Below are 21973 nucleotides of genomic sequence, written 5' to 3' on the forward strand. Positions count from 1 at the left end.
AGGCTGTCATTGCTCTTCCCTCCTTTCTATTTGTAATCTACTACTTCCCACAATACTTCGCAATCATCTCAATCAACACCTCAGATTCCAACGGCTTCGCCAAATGCTCATTCATCCCTGCTTCCAAAACTCTTCGCCGATCTTCCGTAAATGCATTGGCAGTCATCGCAATGATTGGAATATCTCTAGCATTTTCTTTATTGCTCCGCCTGATATATCTCGCAGCTTCTAATCCATCCATAACCGGCATCATCACATCCATTAAAATCACATCAATTTCTCCCTGTTCGGATGCTTTAAAGATTTCCAACGCTTCTTTCCCATTAAATGCCTTAATCACTTTCGCCCCTGCACTTTCCAACACGAATTCTGCGATCTCCATATTTAATTCATTGTCTTCTGCAAGCAATACATTAACACCTTTGATTGATGTTTCCTTTACTTCTTTTTTCTTATGTTCTTCACACTGTTTATTATGATCAATCTGGAATGGAATCTCAATATCAAATGTTGTTCCTACATCTTGTTCACTTTCAAATGAAATCGTTCCGCCCATTTTCTCTACAAGACTTTTCGTAATCGGCATTCCAAGCCCTGTTCCGCCGTAAACGGTTCTTGCCCATGCCTTTTCCTGTGCAAATGGCTCGTAAATCTTCTTCTGGAAGGATTCACTCATTCCGATTCCTGTATCTTTGCATTTGAATTGAATCCTAACTGTATCCTGATCTTCTTGTACCTCCTGAAATTCCATGATAATCTTTCCATTATCTTTATTATATTTAATTGCATTCGTCAGAATATTCATTACAACTCTTTTCACATGTAAAGGACTTCCGATCAAATTTTCGTGAATCACTCTGTATTTATGTACAACGATCTGAATTCCTCTTTCTTTTGCCTGCTTTTCAATGACCATCCGAATCTCTTTAAATAATCCAAAAAAATTAAAACTTCTTTCCTCTAAGATTACTTCTTCTGATTCTAATTTTCCCATATCCAAAACTTCATTGATCAATTCCAGCAAGAATCCAGATGCTTCCCATATCTTTTTACGGCATTCTGCCTGTTTTACCAGATTATCTTTGTAATAATCACCGACTTCCACCATTCCCCGGATTCCATTGATCGGAGTTCTGATATCATGACTCATTCTCTGTAAAAACTCTGTTTTTGCAATATTTGCTTTCTTTGCTTCTCTTGCTGATTTTTCCAGCTCTTTCTTATACTCTTCTTCCCGCTGTTTTTGAATGAGTTCATACTGCTGGTTTGATTTTGCCTTGATCGTCATTAAAATGGTTACAAAAATTCCATATAAAATAAGTGCGATCCCTATGTTACTCATCAATGTTTTTACAAGATCCTTGTCCTCTGCATACATATAAATGTAATAATTTCGTCCCTTATCCAGACTTGTAAAATATCGTTTGATGCCATTTTGGATGACCGCAAATTGTCCTGATTTCACGCTTTTGCGTATCTCATTGACGACAGGATTATTCTGTGCCTTTGTATTGATCAGTTTCTTGTCATTTGATGCTATGATGTCATTTCCATTTGTAATCACGATCGTTCCATCATTTTCCTGCTTATATCCGGCAAGCACATTTTTGATTGTGAGTTCACTGTTTTTGGCATACTCAGCTTTTATATACTGATATCCTATGATCGTTCCTTTTGCATCAATCCTTCCATAAGATGCCAGATCAATGTAACCTCCATTTTTCAGATCAATTCTTGCCATATATGATTTTTGTGGATATTTTTTTACATCACGAAGTGTTTCTTTTTCCATGACATAGTCCATCACTTTTTGAAATCTTGATCCCATATGATATTGTGCAATCTGCTGATCTTTATCATTTAATACAATGATACCTGTAAGTTTTTGTTCCCCTGCATATTGTTTTAAATGCTCTTTTTCCAACGCCTGATCATCTGCTTTAAAATTTCTTGCGGTCTGCTGGACTTTTTCAACCATTCTTACAAGGCTTTTTGCTTCAACCGCATCATTGAAGCTGTTATACATGGAATATTGATCCCTAATGTACTCTATCGTTGAATGAATTCTGTTTTTGACATTGTTTGTCTCCACTTTTATAGACACGAAAAGAACTGTCAGAACAACGATCACACAGCCAACGATACTCAATGTCCATAATCTTTTATCTGCTTTATTTCTCAAGGCTGCTCACCTCCAGATATTTCTCTGCATCAGAAACATACTTTTTCAGAATCTTCTTGGCACTTCCGTCTTTGACCATTGCTTTTAATGTCTTTGACAATTCTTTCTCAATTCCTCTTTGATCATTTTTTGCAAATGCAACGCCAATCCCTGTCTCAAGAATGTCTTCATCAAGGATCCTGTATTTTGCTTCATAATCGGACATATACTGTCTGATTGAAATTTCATGTGCTGCAATAGCGTCTACATATCCTTTGCCCAGAGAAGTGTAGATCAGTTCTCTGTTTTCCATGCTGTAGACTTGTTTTACTTTCGGTATTTGGGGGTCTGTTTGTTTTAGAAATAGTTCTTCTGGTTTGGTTGTAGACTGAACCGCAATGACTTTATTCTTAAGATCGGACAGCTTATAGATCTTGCTGCTGTTGTTCACTGCGACAACCTCATGGCTCAGCATATAAGGCCCTGCCCAGTGATAATCATTTTCTCTTCCAGTCACTGAAAAACACGCCCATATGCAGTCTATTTTCCCTTGTTCTACAAGATTTTTCTTATTCTCCCAATCAATATTTACAAAGACTGGTTTGTAACCCATACGAGAAAAAGCTTCCTTGGCAAGTTCTACATCGATCCCTGCCGGATTGCCATTCTCATCCGTATAGTTAAATGGAGGGTAGTTATCTCCACCGATAATAATCTTCTTGTTCGTATCCTTTATTATTTTTCTAGTCTGATCTTTTGTCTTTCCACATGCGCAAAGAAAGCATCCTAACAGAAAAAAGACCATGACTCCAGTCATAAGTTTCTTTAAATGCATAGTTCACCTCGTATGATTTGTCTATAAGTATCGTTCTATAATCTCATACAAACTTTCAATTCGGATAGGTTTCGCCATATGTGCATTCATTCCAGCTTCGATTGCAGCCTTTGCATCTTCCTCAAATGCATTCGCTGTCATTGCAATGATCGGAATGTCTGCTTTTGTCTTATCCTCTAATTGCCTTATCTTTTGTGTAGCTTCGTATCCATCCATGACCGGCATCATAACATCCATCAGAATCAGGTCGATCATATTTCCTTTCTCTGATTCCATATAATCTACTGCCTGTTTTCCATCTTCGACACTATTAACATGGAATCCTGCTTCTGTAAGAATCGTCTCAGCAATCTCCCTGTTTAATTCTACATCTTCTACGAGCAGAATCTCTTTTCCTTTGAATGCTTCAACTTCTAAAATGGTTTTATCTTTTGTCTTCACAGGACGGCTTGCGTTCTGCAGTACATCGTATAATTCTGATACAAACAACGGTTTCGCACAAAATGCTGTAACTCCAGCTTCTCTTGCTTCCTGCTCGATATCTGCCCAGTCATATGCTGTCAAGATAATGATCGGTACTTCATCCCCGATCTCCATACGGATTCTCCGTACCACTTCAATCCCATTCATATCTGGCATCAGCCAGTCGATGATATAAACTTGAAATGGATCTTTTTCCTGGGATGCATATTTGGCTCTGAATATCGCTTCTTTACCAGACGTTGTCCATTCTGAACGAAGTCCGATCGTTCTCAGCATCTTCTCAACACTAGCACAACTATCCATACTGTCATCTGCTACTAATGCACGAAAACCATTTAATTCCTTGATAACTCCTCTCTTGCTGTTTTGCTGGGTTGTCTTAAATCTAAGAGAGATCGTAAACTCCGATCCCACTCCTAATTCACTTTTTACTTTGATAGTTCCACCCATCATATCTACAATATTCTTTGTAATCGCCATTCCAAGTCCTGTACCTGGAATTCGGCTGACTGTAGAAGTTTCTTCTCTCGTAAATGGTTCAAAAATATGTTCTGCAAATTTCTCACTCATTCCAATTCCATTGTCTTTTACAACAAAATCGTAATCTGCAAAGCCTTCTGGTGCATGCCCTTTCTGAATAATGCGAAAGCCTACTGTTCCCCCTGCCTTTGTATATTTCATCGCATTACTCATACAATTTAATAAAATCTGATTTAGTCTTAATTTGTCACAGATGACATTCTCATCGACCACATCAACTGTATCTATAAAGAAATCAAGACGTTTTGCCTTGATATCTGTCTGCAGAATATTCCTAAGATCGTGTATAACTATAGGAATACTACATGGGCTTTCTTCAATTTTAACTTTCCCACTTTCAATCCGGCTCATATCCAGAACATCATTGATCAATGACAGCAAATGATTACTTGATGTCATGATCTTGCTTAAATAATCTTTCAATCGTTCTTTTTCATCGATATGTGTTGCTGCAAGTGATGTAAATCCTATGATCGCATTCATTGGTGTTCGGATATCATGTGACATATTGTTTAAAAATGTCGTCTTGGCTTGATTCGCACGTTCTGCCAGCTGATAAGCTTCTTTTAATGTTCTCTGATATTCCATGTCTTTTTCTTTTTGCTTTGTAATATCTTTGAATAATACAAGTACATGATTTGGACTTCCATCGTCGCAAAGATCCACGATCACAACCGAAGCACGACACCATCTGCGTTGTTCTTCCCTGATTACTTTATAATCTATATAATAGCTTCGATCGATTTCTGTAAGTTCATCCTCATTCAAAGTTTTTTTGATATAAGAAGGATCCAATTTTTCTCTTAATTGTCCTTGATAATCCTGCATGATCGAATCATTCAGAATCTCTTCTAAAAATTCTGTATAACTTCCTTCCTTTGAAATATGTCTCATCCAAGAAGCAAGATGCAATACCTCATAACGGTCTTCTCCGACATTTACTAAAATTCCTGCAAAATAGCTTTGGCTAAAAGCCTTTAAAATGTCTGCATCGTATTCTTTTTTCATATTTTCTCACCATTTATCTATTCTGTGTTTAACGCTCCCTCTGCACGGTTCATGTAACCAGTGCCATTAGTCTTCTTTGTTTTGCATATAATTTTACTGTATTTGATACACGCTGATAGACGATATTTGCATCAAATGGACGGTTAATATAATCGGTAACACCCATCTCATAGGCACGTCTGATATAATTCTCTGAATCCTCGCTTGAGATCATGATGACTGGAACATTTGATATCCAATCTTCTTCTGTCATATGTTTTAAAACCTCAAAACCGTCCATCTCTGGCATAATAATATCTAACAGTACCAGAGAAATTCCCAGTCCATACTCACCCAGTTTATGAAGAGCTTCTCTTCCACTTTCCGCTTCTACGATCTCATAGTCTTCCTGCAGGATCTCTGACAGAATTTCCCGATTAAATTCTGAATCATCTACGATCATAATTCTTGGTTTATTCTTAGTTTCTTCATCATCCGGCATCTTTTTATCACATTCGGTCACTACTATCGCTTTATAATCTTTTGCCTTATACATCAAATGGTCTGCCCTTGCGATTGCTTCATCGATGGTTTCATTCTCAGACAAAACACCACCGATACTTGCTGTCAGTCTTAGTCTTGAACATTCTGGAATTTTCGCATTCTGAATTGCTTCCTGAATCTGCAGTAATTTCCCACGCAAAGTGCCTCTGACCATATTCGGAAGGATCAGTAAAAACTCATCTCCTCCATAACGAACCAGTTTATCCGTCTTTCGTATGCAGTGGTTGATTGCATCGGCTACGGTTTTTAATACACGATCTCCCATATCATGTCCATAAATATCATTATATAATTTAAAATCATCCAGATCGATCATTGCAACCCCAGCAGGATTCTGCATATCTCTAATCTCATCCTCAAAATATCTTCGATTATAGATTCCCGTCAAAGGATCACTGTATAATTTATCCTGATAACCTTTTAATTTGCCGACAAGTTTATCTCTTCCATCCATATCAATTAATGTATCATCCGCAAGATATCTGACAAGTTCCATAACACATGGTTCATCATCAATTTCCATATATCTTGAGATCACAAGATATATGTCTGTATCAAGAAACTCTAGTTTTGTCTTCTGCCGTTTCTCTGTATACGCTTTTACTGATATGCAATTCTCACATGGCTTATTCTTCTTCCAAAATTCATAACATTTACACATTCCAAGCTGTACTCTCACACAGGGATTCTCTTGCATCTTAGATAAAAATTCTCCATCCAAAATTCTAACAACATCAAAAATTTTCTCTAGTACTTTTATCTCTTCTTCTACCTCTTGTCTGGTCATCTTAACATTTGTATTCACGTACAACTTTCACCCCTAATTCATAATAACTTTTATTTTTTTATACATTTTACTTGCGTCACCCTATCTATACTCCCTTTATGTTAACAATACACTTTATTAACATATATTTTCATGATATCACATACTTTTGTCGTTTTCCATCGAGAATGCTGATTTTTACAATCTTTTTCTTTGGTAGTACCAAAAAAGGAGCAGATCCTACAATATCGCAGTATCTGCTCCTTCATCATCTTCTTATAACACTTTACTTAAAAATGTCTTTGTTCGTTCTTCCTGTGGATGGTCAAAAATCTGTTCTGGTGTTCCTTCTTCAAGGATTCCTCCGCCATCCATGAAAAATACACGATTGGCCACTTCTCTCGCAAATCCCATCTCGTGAGTTACAACAACCATGGTCATACCTTCTTTGGCAAGCTGTTTCATAACTTCTAATACTTCTCCAACCATCTCTGGATCAAGTGCGGAAGTTGGTTCGTCAAACAACATGACTTCTGGTGACAATGCCAGAGATCTTGCAATCGCTACACGCTGTTTCTGTCCACCAGATAACTGTGCTGGATAATTGTCAGCTTTGTCACCGACACCGACACGATTTAACAATTCCATGGCTTTTTCTTTTGCCTGTTCTTCTGTCATCATCTTATGACGGATCGGAGCTAATGTAACATTCTCAAGGATTGTCAGATGTGGGAATAAGTTAAAATGCTGAAATACCATTCCAACTCGTTTTCTCATTGCATCAACATCGAAATTCTTCTCTGTTAAATGCATATCATCAATGACAATATCTCCCTTTGTAGGAGTCTCTAATAAGTTTAAGCATCTTAAAAATGTACTCTTTCCAGATCCAGATGGTCCGATCACACAAACGCATTCTCCTTTGTCAATATGACAGTCAATGCCTTTTAACACTTCCAGAGATCCGAAATATTTATGCAAATTTTTAACGTCTATCACTTTGTCTCAGTCTCCTTTCTAATGCGTTTAATCCTAATGTCAGGAACTTAACGATCACATAGTAGATCAGTGCTGTTCCAAGCAATGGTGCCAGTGCTTCGAAGATTCTTGAAATTACGAAATCTGATACCTTTGTCAGATCGACGATCGCTACATATCCTAAAATAGAAGTTTCTTTTACCAGTACGATAAATTCATTTCCAAGGGCAGGAAGAATGTTCTTAATCGCCTGAGGCAGGATAATATCTTTCATTGTCTGTACATAGGATAATCCAAGAGAACGTCCACCTTCCATCTGTCCCTGATCAACAGCCTGAATTCCTGCACGGATGATCTCCGCAACATAAGCTGCACTGTTTAGACCAAAGGTTAAGGAACCTACAAGCAGTCCACTTTGACCTTTTAAAATAACGAAATACATGATCATCAACTGTGTCAACGTTGGTGTTCCACGAATGATATCAATGTACACGTATGCGATTTTTGATAAAAGTGTACTCTTTCCTTTCTGCTCTGCTGTCAAACGCATTAATGCTAACAATGTACCAAGTACCACACCTATGATGATCGCAATGACTGACACAAGAATTGTCATCTTTAGTCCATCGAGGTATAGCAGGTAACGTTGTTCTTCAATAAATGCGGTATAAAATGAATCTAACATTTTTGAAACCTTACCTTCCTATTTTCTAGTTTTTGGAATCAATATATTTAGCTTTCAGCTTATCATATGTTCCATCTTCTTTAATTGCTTTAATCTGTTTATTGACCTCTTCTTTGTAAGCTGTATTACCTTTTGTAAGTGCGATACAATAGTATTCAGATCCTGCAGAATCGATCACTATTTTTAACTTCTTCGCATTCTTTTTCACAAATTCATTTGCTGTTAATTCATCGATGACTACTGCATCAACTGATCCATTTTTCAGATCCATGACAGCATCAACGCCCTTCTTAAAACGTTTTACCTTTGCACCTTTGACAAGGACTTTCGCTTTCTTACCATCTCCAAATTTATCTCCAGATGAAATTAAATCTCCTGTTGTTCCTTCCTGAACACCAATCTTCTTTCCATCAAGCTGAGCTAATTTTGTGATCTTGCTATCCTTCTTTAAGATGATCGCCTGATTTGTTGTATAGTAGCTGTCAGAGAAATCTACAGCTTTTTCACGTTTCTCTGTCTTTGTCATTCCAGCAATGATCGCATTGATAGAATCAGATTCCATAGCACCGATCAGAGATTTGAATTCCATGTTTTTAATCTCAACTTTTTTACCCATACGTTTTCCGATTTCTTTGATCATAGCGATATCAAAACCTTCTGGCTGTTTTTTATCGTTCATGTATTCAAATGGTGGGAACTCTGCGTTTGTTCCTACGATCAGTTTATCTGGAACTTTACTTTCTGCTTTTTTACTGCATCCTGTGAACAGCATAGAAGCTGCCAGTACACCGGCTAATGCGACTGTTAAAAACTTTTTCATAATCTTTTCTCCTTTTAAAAATGAATTTGCCCTTTACGGGATTTTATAAGTTTGTAATTATATACATAACTTCTATTTTACAATATCTTACGAAATATTTCAAATGCTGACGGCAATGCATACGTATTTTCTAGTTCTTTTTTTAGTACCCAAACGTAATCTTTGCTTTCTATCGGTGTTTTTAAGGAAATTTTTACTCCTTCCATGTGCCATTCCACATGACTGAAGATATGTTTTCCTTTCCCTGCTGCTTCTACCTTGGCATCTTCCATATGATGCGCAGTCATCCATTCCTTGATATCTTCGGCATCCATTTTCTTATCTTCATTCGGGAACTCCCATAATCCGGCAAGCAATCCTTTGTCTCCTCGTTTATGGATTGCGATCTGATCGTTGCATTCTAATAAAAATACAGTCTTATGCTCGATCTTTCTTGCCTTCTTCGGCGTTTTGACCGGTAATTTGTCTATAAGATCTTCTTTGTAAGCTCTACAAACCGTATCCCATGGACACTGATCACATAATGGTTTCCCATTTGGCACACAAACTGTCGCACCCAGTTCGATCAATGCCTGATTAAAATCTCCCGGTCGGTCTTCCGGCATAAATTCCATGATCCTTCTTCCCATATCTTTCTTTGTTTTATCTTTGAGAATATCAGAGTCATCTCCCCATAATCTAGCCAGCACACGAAGAACATTTCCATCAACTGCAGGAACCTGTAGTTCGAATGCGATCGATCCGATCGCCCCTGCTGTATACATTCCAATGCCCTTCAGCGATAATAATTTATCATAATCTGCAGGCAGTTGTCCACCATATTCTTGAACGATCGTCTGGGCTGCTGCTTTTAGATTCCTTGCACGATTGTAATAGCCAAGGCCTTCCCATAGTTTCATCAGTCGATCATCTTCTACTTCGGCTAGATCATAAACCGTTGGCAATGCCTCCATAAAACGGTCAAAATACGGTTTCACTGCTTCTACTCTTGTCTGTTGCAGCATAATCTCTGAAATCCAGATTCTATAAGGATCTTTATTTTCTCTCCATGGTAACAGACGTTTATTATAATCATACCAGTGAAGCAGAGATCCACTTAAGTCATATCGATTTTCCATCTATTTGCCTCTTTCTAACTCTATCTTCTTCCCTCTGATCCATATCTTTTTCAAATCTTCATGGATCAGCCAGACCTCATTATAACAGACCTTTCTACAAAATACCATGACGGAAATATCAGGAAAATCCTTTTCCGATCGCTATACAAAATACATAAACCTCTCTGATTCCTAGTTGTTTCAAAGCTACTGTTACCGCTTCTGCGGTTGATCCTGTTGTATAAATATCATCTACTAATAACACTCTTTTTGGCATTCCTGCTCTCTGATATTCTTTTAAATTTCCACGAAATGCTTTCTTTAAATTGCTTTTTCTCTCTCCTGGGTTTAATTGTTTCTGCGGTTTCGTATCATGAATTCTTTCTACAATCTTTGTATACATAGGTTTGTTTAACATTTCTGCAATTCCATTTGCAAAAATTTCTGCCTGATTAAAGCCCCTTTTTCTTCTCTTTTTTCTATGGATCGGCACAGGAATGATGACATCTATTTTTAACTGTAACAAATCTCTGTATTTTCTTTTTTGAATCTCTTCAAGATAATATTTTGCAAATTTCCTTTCATTCTTATATTTGATCGCAGCCAAAGAATTCGTGACTGGTTTCTGATAAATACATAATCCCATTCCACGTTCAAAGTTTTTCGGGTGTTGTCTGCAGTCACTGCAGTATTCTTTTTCGTGATTTTTCATTGGTTTTCCGCAGGAATAGCAGGTCGGTTCTTTGATAAAGATCTGCTTTTTACTGCAAGATTTACAGATATGCTCTCCTTTGTCCAACAATTCTTTTGCACATAATGGACAAATTGGAGGAAATAGAAATGATAACATAAGATACCCCCTTTTTATTGAATTGTATTATTTTATTTAAATTGTATATTTTATCCAGTTGTATGCGTAAGAAAAAGCACCAGACATTAATGTGGTGCTCTTTCTTTATTTCCAAATTTAGTGTATTGTCCTAGCCATACAAGCTCTACACTACCCGTTGAACCATTTCTCTGTTTATCCACGATGATCTCTGCGATTCCTTTCTTCTCAGAATCTTCGTTATAGTATTCATCACGGTAAATAAACATTACAACGTCGGCATCCTGCTCGATCGATCCTGACTCACGAAGGTCAGATAACATTGGTTTGGCTGGTTTTCGCTCTTCTACTCTTCGACTTAACTGAGATAATGCGATCACTGGCGCATTCATCTCTCTTGCCAGTGCTTTTAACGATCTGGAAATCTCAGAAATCTCTTGCTGTCTTGATTCGGAACGTTTTCCTCCTGACATCAGCTGCAGATAGTCAATAATGATCAGATCAAGTCCGTGTGTCTGTTTGTATCTTCGACACTTAGATCGCAACTCCGCAATTGTAATACCCGGTGTATCGTCAATGATCAATGGAGAACGTCCGATCGTTCCGGCACTTTCCATGATCTTCTCCCAGTCCGTTTCCTGAAGATCACCAGTACGGATGGACTGAGAATCAACCATCGCTTCCATCGCCATCATACGGGTTACAAGCTGTTCCTTTGACATCTCCAGACTAAAGATCGCAGTTGGAACATGATCTCTGACTGCCGCTCTCTGTGCAATATTCAATACGAATGCTGTCTTACCCATAGCAGGACGTGCTGCCACGATGATAAGCTCGGATGGATGTAATCCAGATAATTTGTAATCCAGATCTGTAAATCCTGTTGCAATACCCGTCACTCGTCCCTCAGAGCTTGCTGCCTCCTCGATCGCGTCCAGCGTATTTAACACGACTTTATCAATCGGTACAAAATCTTCTCTTCCACTTGCCTGCTGAAGAAGTCCAAACACATTCTTCTCTGTATGGTCAAGAATCTCTGTCACATCATCTTTGCCGAGATAACATTCCGTTGTGATGTCCTCTGTGACTTTGATCAGTTTACGAAGTGTTGCCTTTTCACTGACAATCTTTGCATATTGTTTCGCATTCGCAGACGTTGGGACTGCTTCTAGAAGATCTCTGATAAATTCAAGAGATTTCATAGATTCCGGCACATCTTTTTTCTTTAATTTATTCTGAAGCGTTACCAGATCCACCGGCTTTCCTTCCCGATATAATTCTGTCATCGCTTCAAATAAAATGCCATTCTGCTTCTGATAGAAATCATCCGCACTTACAATATCAATAACATCAGCGATCGCGTCTCTATCCATGATCATTGCACCGATCACAGACTGTTCTGCCTCTGGGCTGTTTGGCTGCACTTTCTTGATAAATGCTTCATCCATAAATATGCCCTCTTATTTTTCTTCTACTTTGACTCTTAATGTTGCTGTTACCTGTGGATGAACTTTAATTGTAACATCATGGAATCCAAGATTCTTGATCGGTTCGCAGTGCATTTTCTTCTTATCTAAGTCATACCCTAACTGTTTCTTTGCTTCTGCTGCGATCTCTTTTGTGGAAATAGATCCAAATGTTCTTCCACCTTCTCCGACTTTCATCTTTAATACTAACTGTTTTTCTTCAATCTCTTTTGCTAAAACTTTCGCTTCTGCTAATGCTTCTGCTGCCAGTTTGTCATCATTTGCTTTTCTTAATTTCAAGTCATTTAAAGCTTTCTTTGTAGCTTCGATTCCTAAATTTTTGCGGAATAATACATTTCTTGCATATCCGTTGTTAACTTCTACTACTTCGTCTTTTTTTCCAACTGATTTTACATCTTCTAATAAAATAACTTTCATTGTTTATATATCTCCTTTTGATTCCAAATATTTTAATGTCTCACGGATAATATTTTTTGCTTCATCTAATGATACATCGACAAGCTGTGCTCCTGCAACTGTCAAATGGCCACCACCACCGAATTCTTCCATGATCTTCTGGACATTTACTTCATCGATCGATCTTGCACTGATATAAACTCTCTCATGAACACTTGTTAAAACAAATGACGCTTCTATTCCATCTATATCTAGCAATTCATTCGATACTTGCGCACCAATGACTGTAGGGCTGTCCACTCCGATTCCTACAAGTGTTGCAATTGCAAATCTTCCATACAAAATCTCTGCCTCGCTGATTGCTTTGGCTCTGATCCTGTAGGTTTCTATACTCTCTCTTGACATCTTTCTTACCTTTGTAAGATCCGCCCCATTACGTTTCAAATATGCCGCTGCCTCAAATGTTCTGACTCCTGTTTTATTCACAAAATTATCGGTATCAACAAGCATACCATAATACATAGCATTCGCTTCCATTGGTTCCAGCTTTGGCTTAGAATCTACATATTGAAGAATCTCTGCAACTAACTCACAAGTAGAAGAAGCATATGGTTCTACATAAGAAAGAACTGGATTTCTGATCATATCTTTATTCTTTCTATGGTGATCTAAGATCACGATCGTTTTAGTCCGATTTAGCAATTCTTCACATTCTGTATAATTCGCATGATTTACATCTACAACGATCAAAAGTGTATTCTCATCTGTGATATCAATGGCCTGTTCATTATCAATAAACATATCTTCATCGTAAATACCGCTCTTATTCAGTTCATCAACCATTGCTCTGACAGAAATCGTCACTTCGTTCATAACGATGTGTGCCTTTCTTCCCAGAGAAAGTCCCAGTCTGTATAACCCAACAGCTGCACCGATCGCATCTGGATCTGGGATCTTATGAGCCATGATCACAACATTCTCTTTAGATTCCAACAATTCTTTTAATGCATGTGCCTTCACTCGTGCTTTGACTCTTGTTGTACGTTCCATAACCTCACAGTTACCACCATAATAAGAGATATCTTCTCCATCTTTGATAACTGCCTGATCACCACCACGTCCCAAAGCAAGATCCATACCAGCACAAGCTGCTTCGTAGCTTTCCTGATACGTGTTTCCATTAATTCCAAAACTGATACTTAATGTCATATGCATAGAATTTCCAAGGTTGATCGTCTTGATTTCATCAAGAATTGAAAACTTGTTTTCTTTGATCTTATCCAGATATTTTTGTTCAAACACAACAAAATATTTATCTCTCTCTGTTCTCTTCACAACACCAGAAACATTCTGGATAAATTTATTGATCTTTCGATCTGCAACTGCGATCAACATTGAACGTTTCACTGCATCAATATCATCAAGGATCTCATCGTAATTATCAATATAAATCAATCCAATAACCATTCTCTGGTTCTCATTCTGCTCCATATATTTCTTAAGCAGTGTCTGATCAAAGAAATAAGCTGCGATCAGGTCATTATCTTTCAGCATCTGTCTGGAACAGCTGTTATCATTCTCATCTGAGAAATCTTCCACACGAATACGATTCATCTCTACCTTATAGAACAGCGTCTGTTCCTTTTCTTGGTCACCATCTTTGTATTTCTTCTGGTATTCAATATGTGAAATCGCATGGCTGACATCAGATGGAATCAGATTACGATTCAGATTATTAAAAATCTGCTGAATCGACTTTCCTCTGTTATCTCCTGCAATTTTTTGAAATGCCTCGTTCGACCAAATGATCATCCCATTCCCATCAAGCAAAGCATATGGCACTGGAAGCTGCTGAAGCAGATAATTCTGCACCTGACTCTGTTCAAACATAAAGTTCATACATTCTTTCACGATTGCTTGCTTACTTCTGGAATAAATGACCATTTGAAAAATTGCAAATGCAATGATAACGACAGCTAAGATTACTGCACATCGAATATCCAAGAAAAAGAACTCTACATCTATAAAAACCAAAATGAGCAATACCCATAATGGTCTTTGAAGATACTGTTCTATCTTTGTTTTCTTCATAATGTCCATTTTTTTCTCCTGATTCAGTTATTACAATTATCCTTTATTATAACTCAATTGTATGAATTTGTACATTGTATTTAACGAAAGCGAGATATTTGTTCAATTTCTGCAATTTTCTTAATCATTACGACATGTTTTTTCTACAAAACAATATATTTTAATATAAAGAAAAAAGAGCTATATCGCAACATTCGTCACAATATAGCTCTTCATTATCTGCTTAAAATTATTCAGCTGTATATGGCATTAAAGCTAAATGTCTAGCTCTCTTAATAGCTCCTGTAACAGCTCTCTGATGTTTAGCACATGTTCCAGTAATACGTCTTGGAAGGATTTTTCCTCTTTCAGATACATATTTCTTTAATGTTGCTACATCTTTATAATCGATTACAGCGTCGGCTTCTGTACAGAATGTACATACTTTTCTTCTTCTACGTCCGCCTCTTCTTCTCATTGGAGAATCGCCTTTTGTATAAGCCATGATTTCTACCTCCTATTTAACTAAATGGTAATTCTTCTTCCAAACCATCTGGAATATTCATAAAACCATCGCTTGCTGCGGCACTAGGCTGTGGCGCGCTTGGCTGTGGAACTCCCATACTACTGTTCTGGGCTGCAGCTGCCTTGCTTTCCGCAAAATCCTGCTCTTCGATCACAACTTCTGTTGTGTAAACTTTAACTCCGTCACGGTTTGTGTAACTACCTGTCTGGATTCTTCCAGAAACGACCATCTTTGTACCCTGTTTCAGGTACTTCTCTGCAAACTCAGCTGTGCGTCCGAATGCCACACAGTTAATAAAATCTGCATCCTGTTCACCGTTTCTCTTGAATCTTCTGTCTACTGCTAACGTATATCTGGCAATTGCCAAAGGTGTTTCACCCTGTGAATATCTTACGTCAGGGTCCCTTGTCAATCTTCCCATTAATACTACTTTATTCATTATTCGGATCCCTCCTGTTAATTACGCATCCTGTTTAACGCATAAGAAACGTAATACAGTTTCCTCAATACGAAGTCTTTCTTCAAGTTCTGCTGGAACTGTAGTTTCGCCTTCGAACTGGATGAAATAGTAGTATCCTTCTTTCATCTTCTGAATTTCGTAAGCTAACTGTTTCTTACCCCATTCATCGACGTTAGTGATCGTTGCACCTGCTGTAGTAATCATTGCCTGAACTTTTTCAACCATAGCTGCACGTTCTTCGTCTTCGATCTTTGCACTTAAAACTAATGCTAATTCATATTTCATCATTACTTGCACCTCCTTTTGGTCTAGTGGCTCTTTCTTCGTGAAAGAGCAAGGATATTTTTATATACCACGAATATTTACTCTATCATAAAAATCTAATCTTGGCAAGCTTTTTTTATAAATCCTCTAAAATTTTTTTCAATCATCTTTCTTGGTACCATAACCTGTCGGCTGCATCCAACACATTTTAAGCGAAAATCCATTCCTACTCTGAGTATTTCCCACTCATTCGTTCCACATGGGTGTGCTTTCTTTAATTTGACAATATCTCCTATCTGAAATTCCATCGGTCAAACCTCCTTATTCTTAATAATATCTCTTTCGTATCTTAGCTTCGTAAATCATGATACCTTATTATAGCAGAAAAGAGAACCAGGCGGTCAACCCTGATTCTCTTCCTGCGTAAATTAAAGAAGAAGTTATTCTCTTAGACTTCTGGCGCTGTTGCGTCAATATCCCCCAGATTCATTGCTTCGTATTGTTCTAAAATTAAAGTCTGGATCATATTTCTTGTATCAGAATTGATCGGATGTGCAATGTCTCTATATTCACCGTCTGCCGCTTTACGACTTGGCATTGCAATAAACAGACCTTTTTCCCCTTCGATTACTTTAATATCATGTACCACAAATTCGTTGTCGATCGTGATAGACACAACAGCTTTCATCTTACCTTCTTTGGCCACTTTTCTAATTCGTACATCAGTTATTTGCATGTTGTCATCCTCCTAGTTTCTAATAATTTAGCTAAAATTCGCTCTCCGGTCAGGCTCTGGTAACTTCTTCTCTCTCTTCGACCGTATATGCTAGTTTCTATTATAACACTATTTTCAGCAATTGTGAACAAAAACTTGTTTTTTATTTCCTTTTTTATTATAACATTTTACTACTTTTTTATCCATATTTTTATGATACTTATAATATTTTCCAATTCAATCTCCGTCTTGCAAGTTTAGTTGCAGTGACTTATAATAAGGAAAACAATGAAACTATATCAAAATAGAAAGAAAGGACACATGAAAATGTATCAAATAGATTTTAACAAACCAATTCATATTCATTTTATGGGAATCGGAGGTATCAGCATGAGTGGTCTTGCTGAAATTCTTATCAAAGAAGGATTTACTATTTCTGGATCCGATGTCCATACTTCTGATATCATCAAACACTTGGAAGATAAAGGTGCCAAAGTTTACTTAAGCCAGACTGCTGATAATATTACAGATGATATTGATCTTGTTGTATATACAGCTGCCATCAACTTCGATACAAACGAAGAATATAAAGAAGCCGTACGCCGTAACATTCCAGTTATGAAACGTGCCACACTGCTTGGCCAGATGATGCACAATTACCAGAATGCGATCGCTGTATCTGGAACTCATGGTAAAACAACGACTACTTCTATGTTATCTTATATTTTACTTGCTGGTAACACAGACCCTACGATCAGTGTCGGTGGAATCCTTGATGCGATCAATGGAAATATCCGTGTTGGACATTCTGAAACATTCGTAACAGAGGCATGTGAATATACAAACAGTTTCCTAGAGTTTTTCCCTAAGATCAGTATTATCCTTAATATCGAAGAAGATCATATGGATTTCTTCAAGGATCTTGATGATATCCGCCATTCTTTCCGTGAATTTGCTCACAAACTTCCTGATTATGGTTACCTGATCATCAATGGTGAAATTGAGAACATCGATTATATTGTGGACGGATTAAAAGCAGAATATGCAACATTTGGACTGGAAAATGATTCTTACGACTATTGTGCAAAGAATATTGGATATGATGCATTTGGACATGCACATTTTGATTATTACTTTAAAGGAGAATATGTTGACCATATCCAGTTAAATGTCAATGGAGAGCATAATGTAAAGAACGCACTGGCTGCCATCGCTGCTGCAAAACGTATCGGTATCGATATTGATACGATAAAGAAAGGGCTTCTTGGATTCACTGGTGCAAAACGTCGTTTTGAATTAAAAGGTACATGCAACGGCTTCACTGTTGTTGATGATTATGCTCATCACCCAACAGAAATCCGTGCAACTCTGGAATCTGCAAAGAATTATCCACATAATGAATTATGGTGTGTATTCCAGCCACATACTTATTCCAGAACGATCGCATTCCTTGATGATTTTGCTAAGGCATTAAGTCTCTGTGATCATGTGATCTTAACTGATATCTATGCAGCCAGAGAGAAAGATACTGGTATCGTAAGTTCCAAAGATATCGTAGATCGTATGGCAGATTATGATGTAGATGTGCATTATATTAAGGAATTTGATGACATTGAAGAATTTATTTTAAAAAATTGCAAAAAAAATGATCTGTTGATAACTATGGGCGCAGGAAACGTCGATTCTATCGGAAATTCTCTCGTAAATAGATAGTTATCCACATTATCCACAGGTTTGTACACAATTGTTGATAAACAAATCTGTGGATTTCTTTTATCCTTTTCCACATTTGTAAAATCTTTGTAAATGGCTTATTTCCATAATTCTACGATTTTTGTCCACATTATCCACATTATCCACATACTTGTACACAATTGGGCTGTGGATTTCCCTGGTATTTACAATTTCTCCAATCTGCGTTATAGTCAGATTAACAATAATAAAAGAAGGAGAAATTGCCATGAATTACATTAAAGTAACAACCACATATCCAACCGGTGGAACGCTGCTTCCAAACGCTTTTGTTGATAATTACATGATCCGTGCGAATGGTGAATATATCAAAGTGTATATCTATCTTCTGCGTATGGTTTCTGATGGTGCGAACTTCAGCATCCCTTGTCTGGCAGACGTACTGGAACTTACGGAGCGTGATGTTACTCGTGCGTTAAAGTACTGGGAGAAAGAATCACTTCTGCGCATGGAATTAAAAGATGGTGAGATCAGTTTTATTGAACTTCTCCCTGTCAGTGGCAATCCACATTCTCCTGAACAGATTTCCAATGCACAGACTGCACAGCCAGATTCACAGGCACAGTCTATAACAGCTTCATCCACTGTCTCTTCCCAGACAGAACAGTTTACAGCAAAAAAACAGGCTTCTATTGGTGCTGAAGCAATCCCAGCAATGAAGACTTTGTCCCCTGCTGAATTACAGCGTAAGAGTGAAGACGAACGTTTCTCATATCTTCTTTATGTATGTGAAATGTTTTTAGGAAAACCTCTTACCTGCACAGATATGAACACATTACTTTATATGATCGAGGATCTTAAGATGTCCTGCGAATTAGTTGAATATCTTGTAGAGCATTGTGTTTCCAATGGCAAGAAGAGTTTCCGTTATATGCAGTCTGTAGCGATCAACTGGTATGAAGCCAATATTCAGACTCCAGATGAAGCGAAAGCATACAGCAAAAATTTCCGTAAGGAATATTATTCTATTATGCGTGCTTTCGGATTAAACCAGAATCCTGCACCTGTTCAGGAAGAATATATGAAACGATGGCTTGAGACAGATGGTTTTGATCTTCCATTGATCATCGAAGCATGTAACCGAACAATCAATGCGATCAATAAACCAAGTTTTCCATATGCAGATACCATCCTAAAACATTGGAAAGATAACCATATTGTAACCTTGGAAGATGCTAAGAACTTCCATGTACAGCAGAAGGCTCCTAAGACTTTTGCTAACAATAATAACCAGAATACTATGCATAATTTTACTCAGCGTGATTATGATTTTGATGCGTTAGAGCAGCAGCTTTTACAGAAACAGTTCGCAAACGAACTCATGGAGAACTAACTTATGTCATTATCAAATAACGATTATCAGGATATCATGCGCCAATATGAAGCAAGGCGGCTTTCTAATTACCGTCTTCATGAACAGCGCAAGAAAGATATATATACAACCATTCCAGAGATCAGAGATCTTGACCGACAGATTACTTCCAATTCAATTTCTCTTGGAAAGCAGCTTATCGTCAGTGATGATCCTGCTTTACGAGAAAACTACCGTAAGAAGAATCATGTTTTGATCGAGAAGAAGCAGGCTCTCTTACACGAGGCCGGATATTCATCTGATTATCTGGAACCCATCTATCATTGTAAGAAGTGTAAAGACACCGGATATATTGGGCAGGAACCATGTTCCTGTTTTCATCAGGCGATGATCGATCACCTGTATTCCGGTTCTAATATGGCTAAGATTTTAGCCCGGGAGAATTTTCGGACCTTCAGAGAAGATTATTACTCCGATCAGATGACCAAACAAGGTCTTCCAAGTCCAAGACGCAACATCCAGAAAGTTGTGGAACACTGCAAAACCTTTATTTCCAGATTTCCAAATCACGACAACATTTTATTTCAGGGTTCCACTGGTGTTGGGAAGACTTTTTTAAGTCATTGTATTGCAAAGGAGATCATGAACCGCGGATTTACCTGTGTCTATATGACAGCTTTTCAACTTTTCGATACACTTGCCAAACATACCTTTGGCAGAGAAAAGAATGCTCAACAGGAGGCTTCTGCTAACCTGATCTTTCAATGCGATCTACTGATCATTGATGACCTTGGTACAGAGATGATTAACAAATTTGTGATTTCACAGTTGTTTCAATGTTTGAATGAACGATTGATCCAAGAGAAATCCACAATTATTTCTACCAATTTATCTCTTCAGGAATTTCGAAATACCTACTCGGAACGAATCTTCTCAAGAATTATAGAGAATTATTCCTGGCAGAAAATCTATGGAGATGATATCCGTTTCAAAAAATCGAACTTGACGTAACTTATTTATAATGTTATAAAAAAATATAAAGAACAATATACGAAGGAGATAGTATCATGAGACGATCTGACCGTAACTTTACTAAGATTCCAGACGGTAAACTTGGAATCATTGCCCTTGAAGGATGCAAAGAACTTGGAAAAACAATTGACAACTATATCATTCAGTGGAGATCTGAAACTTTCAAAGATTTCAAAGACTCTGTTGCTTGTGATGGATATTTAAGAGATACTTATCTTTTAGATGCTAGTTGCCCTCGCTTTGGTTCTGGAGAAGCCAAAGGTATCATTCGCGAATCTGTTCGTGACATGGATTTATACATCATCGTTGACGTATTAAATTACAGCGTTACTTACTCTTTAAGTGGACGTGTGAACCATATGTCTCCAGATGATCATTATGCTGACTTAAAACGTATCATCAGTGCTGCCGCTGGTAAAGCTAAGAGCATAAATGTTATCATGCCTTTCTTATATGAAAGCCGCCAGCATAAGAGAAGTACTCGTGAATCCCTTGACTGTGCAGTTATGCTTCAGGAATTATTAAACCTTGGTGTTGATAACATTCTGACATTTGATGCACATGATCCTCGTGTACAGAATGCGATTCCTATCAGCGGATTCGATAATATTCAGCCTACTTATCAGTTTGTAAAATCATTAGTTGAACAGTGTAAAGACGTTCACTTCGACAAAGACCACTTAATGGTTATCAGTCCAGATGAAGGAGCTATGCAACGTGCAATCTACATGGCAAACGTTGTTGGTGTTGATGTTGGTATGTTCTACAAACGTCGTGACTATTCTACAGTTATTGATGGCCGTAACCCAATCGTTGCCCATGAATTCCTTGGTGATTCATTAGATGGTAAAGATGTACTGATCATTGATGATATGATCTCTTCTGGAGAAAGTATGATCGATGTAGCGAAAGAATTAAAACGCAGAAATGCACGTCGTGTCTTCTGCTTATCTACATTTGGTTTATTCACAAATGGATTAGAAGTATTTGATCGTGCTGTTGAAGAAGGTATCATTGAAAAGGTTATCACTACAAACCTTACTTATCAGACACCTGAATTATTATCTCGTGACTGGTATGCATCTTCTGATGTATCTAAATACGTTGCACTGTTAATTGATACATTAAATCATGACGCATCAATCAGTGATCTGTTAAATCCAACAGAACGTATCAAAGAATATCTTGAAAAGAAAAATCTTTAATTTGTAATA

21 protein-coding genes are annotated in these 21973 nt (G+C 37.5%); 4 read left to right on the forward strand and 17 right to left on the reverse strand.

The window, feature by feature from the left end; all coding sequences use genetic code 11:
• Positions 1–40 precede the first annotated feature (40 nt).
• The 17 genes from OCV53_RS08970 to spoVG all read right to left on the reverse strand — a co-directional run bounded on the left by OCV53_RS08970 (position 41) and on the right by spoVG (position 16684).
• The gene (locus tag OCV53_RS08970; protein ID WP_055197772.1) at positions 41–2182 is read right to left on the reverse strand and encodes a response regulator; all 2142 of its coding nucleotides are present in this window, start codon (positions 2180–2182) and stop codon (positions 41–43) included.
• Positions 2172–2996, reverse strand: a complete 825-nt coding sequence (locus OCV53_RS08975) for a substrate-binding periplasmic protein (protein ID WP_055197773.1) — start codon at positions 2994–2996, stop codon at positions 2172–2174. The genes OCV53_RS08970 and OCV53_RS08975 overlap by 11 nt, the downstream gene beginning before the upstream one ends.
• A gap of 21 nt (positions 2997–3017) precedes the next feature.
• Positions 3018–5027 (reverse strand): hybrid sensor histidine kinase/response regulator, encoded by a 2010-nt coding sequence (locus OCV53_RS08980; protein ID WP_055197774.1) that lies wholly within the window; start codon positions 5025–5027, stop codon positions 3018–3020.
• A gap of 49 nt (positions 5028–5076) precedes the next feature.
• Positions 5077–6375 carry a diguanylate cyclase gene (locus OCV53_RS08985; protein WP_055197775.1) on the reverse strand — a complete coding sequence of 433 codons (1299 nt, stop codon included), beginning with the start codon at positions 6373–6375 and terminating at the stop codon, positions 5077–5079.
• 237 nt (positions 6376–6612) lie between these two features.
• Positions 6613–7335 (reverse strand): amino acid ABC transporter ATP-binding protein, encoded by a 723-nt coding sequence (locus tag OCV53_RS08990; RefSeq protein ID WP_022374224.1) that lies wholly within the window; start codon positions 7333–7335, stop codon positions 6613–6615.
• The gene (locus tag OCV53_RS08995) at positions 7322–7999 is read right to left on the reverse strand and encodes an amino acid ABC transporter permease (RefSeq protein ID WP_055197776.1); all 678 of its coding nucleotides are present in this window, start codon (positions 7997–7999) and stop codon (positions 7322–7324) included. Before OCV53_RS08995 ends, OCV53_RS08990 begins: the two co-directional genes overlap by 14 nt.
• A gap of 25 nt (positions 8000–8024) precedes the next feature.
• Positions 8025–8819, reverse strand: coding sequence for a basic amino acid ABC transporter substrate-binding protein (locus OCV53_RS09000; protein ID WP_055197777.1), 795 nt, complete (start codon positions 8817–8819; stop codon positions 8025–8027).
• A 77-nt stretch (positions 8820–8896) separates the two neighbouring features.
• Positions 8897–9937 (reverse strand): A/G-specific adenine glycosylase, encoded by a 1041-nt coding sequence (gene mutY / locus OCV53_RS09005; RefSeq protein ID WP_055197778.1) that lies wholly within the window; start codon positions 9935–9937, stop codon positions 8897–8899.
• Between the two features lie 118 nt (positions 9938–10055).
• Positions 10056–10766 (reverse strand): ComF family protein, encoded by a 711-nt coding sequence (locus tag OCV53_RS09010; protein WP_055197779.1) that lies wholly within the window; start codon positions 10764–10766, stop codon positions 10056–10058.
• Positions 10767–10852: 86 nt separating this feature from the next.
• Complete coding sequence (gene dnaB / locus OCV53_RS09015) at positions 10853–12193, reverse strand: replicative DNA helicase (protein ID WP_055197780.1); 1341 nt, start codon at positions 12191–12193, stop codon at positions 10853–10855.
• A 12-nt stretch (positions 12194–12205) separates the two neighbouring features.
• A complete protein-coding gene (gene rplI, locus OCV53_RS09020) occupies positions 12206–12649 on the reverse strand; it encodes a 50S ribosomal protein L9 (RefSeq protein WP_055197781.1) in 444 nt (147 codons plus the stop codon).
• Between the two features lie 3 nt (positions 12650–12652).
• Entirely contained in the window at positions 12653–14728 is a 2076-nt protein-coding gene (locus tag OCV53_RS09025; protein WP_055197782.1) for a DHH family phosphoesterase, read from the reverse strand.
• Positions 14729–14948: 220 nt separating this feature from the next.
• The gene (gene rpsR, locus OCV53_RS09030; RefSeq protein WP_055197783.1) at positions 14949–15203 is read right to left on the reverse strand and encodes a 30S ribosomal protein S18; all 255 of its coding nucleotides are present in this window, start codon (positions 15201–15203) and stop codon (positions 14949–14951) included.
• A 16-nt stretch (positions 15204–15219) separates the two neighbouring features.
• Positions 15220–15663: a single-stranded DNA-binding protein gene (locus OCV53_RS09035; RefSeq protein WP_055197784.1), complete on the reverse strand. Its 444-nt coding sequence runs from the start codon at positions 15661–15663 to the stop codon at positions 15220–15222.
• Between the two features lie 21 nt (positions 15664–15684).
• Positions 15685–15972 (reverse strand): 30S ribosomal protein S6, encoded by a 288-nt coding sequence (gene rpsF, locus OCV53_RS09040; protein WP_055197785.1) that lies wholly within the window; start codon positions 15970–15972, stop codon positions 15685–15687.
• Between the two features lie 92 nt (positions 15973–16064).
• A complete protein-coding gene (locus OCV53_RS09045) occupies positions 16065–16256 on the reverse strand; it encodes a DUF951 domain-containing protein (protein ID WP_055197786.1) in 192 nt (63 codons plus the stop codon).
• A 140-nt stretch (positions 16257–16396) separates the two neighbouring features.
• Positions 16397–16684, reverse strand: a complete 288-nt coding sequence (gene spoVG, locus OCV53_RS09050) for a septation regulator SpoVG (protein ID WP_008392243.1) — start codon at positions 16682–16684, stop codon at positions 16397–16399.
• A 306-nt stretch (positions 16685–16990) separates the two neighbouring features.
• Here spoVG and murC point away from each other — a divergent pair, with 306 nt between their 5' ends.
• The 4 genes from murC to OCV53_RS09070 all read left to right on the forward strand — a co-directional run bounded on the left by murC (position 16991) and on the right by OCV53_RS09070 (position 21964).
• Positions 16991–18376, forward strand: a complete 1386-nt coding sequence (gene murC / locus OCV53_RS09055) for a UDP-N-acetylmuramate--L-alanine ligase (RefSeq protein ID WP_055197814.1) — start codon at positions 16991–16993, stop codon at positions 18374–18376.
• A 247-nt stretch (positions 18377–18623) separates the two neighbouring features.
• Positions 18624–19748, forward strand: a complete 1125-nt coding sequence (locus OCV53_RS09060) for a DnaD domain protein (RefSeq protein ID WP_055197787.1) — start codon at positions 18624–18626, stop codon at positions 19746–19748.
• 3 nt (positions 19749–19751) lie between these two features.
• Positions 19752–20738: an ATP-binding protein gene (locus OCV53_RS09065; RefSeq protein ID WP_055197788.1), complete on the forward strand. Its 987-nt coding sequence runs from the start codon at positions 19752–19754 to the stop codon at positions 20736–20738.
• 56 nt (positions 20739–20794) lie between these two features.
• Entirely contained in the window at positions 20795–21964 is a 1170-nt protein-coding gene (locus OCV53_RS09070) for a ribose-phosphate pyrophosphokinase (protein WP_055197789.1), read from the forward strand.
• The last annotated feature ends 9 nt before the right edge of the window (positions 21965–21973 follow it).

Source organism: Anaerostipes amylophilus (genome assembly GCF_025567365.1).
Lineage (GTDB): Bacteria > Bacillota > Clostridia > Lachnospirales > Lachnospiraceae > Anaerostipes > Anaerostipes amylophilus.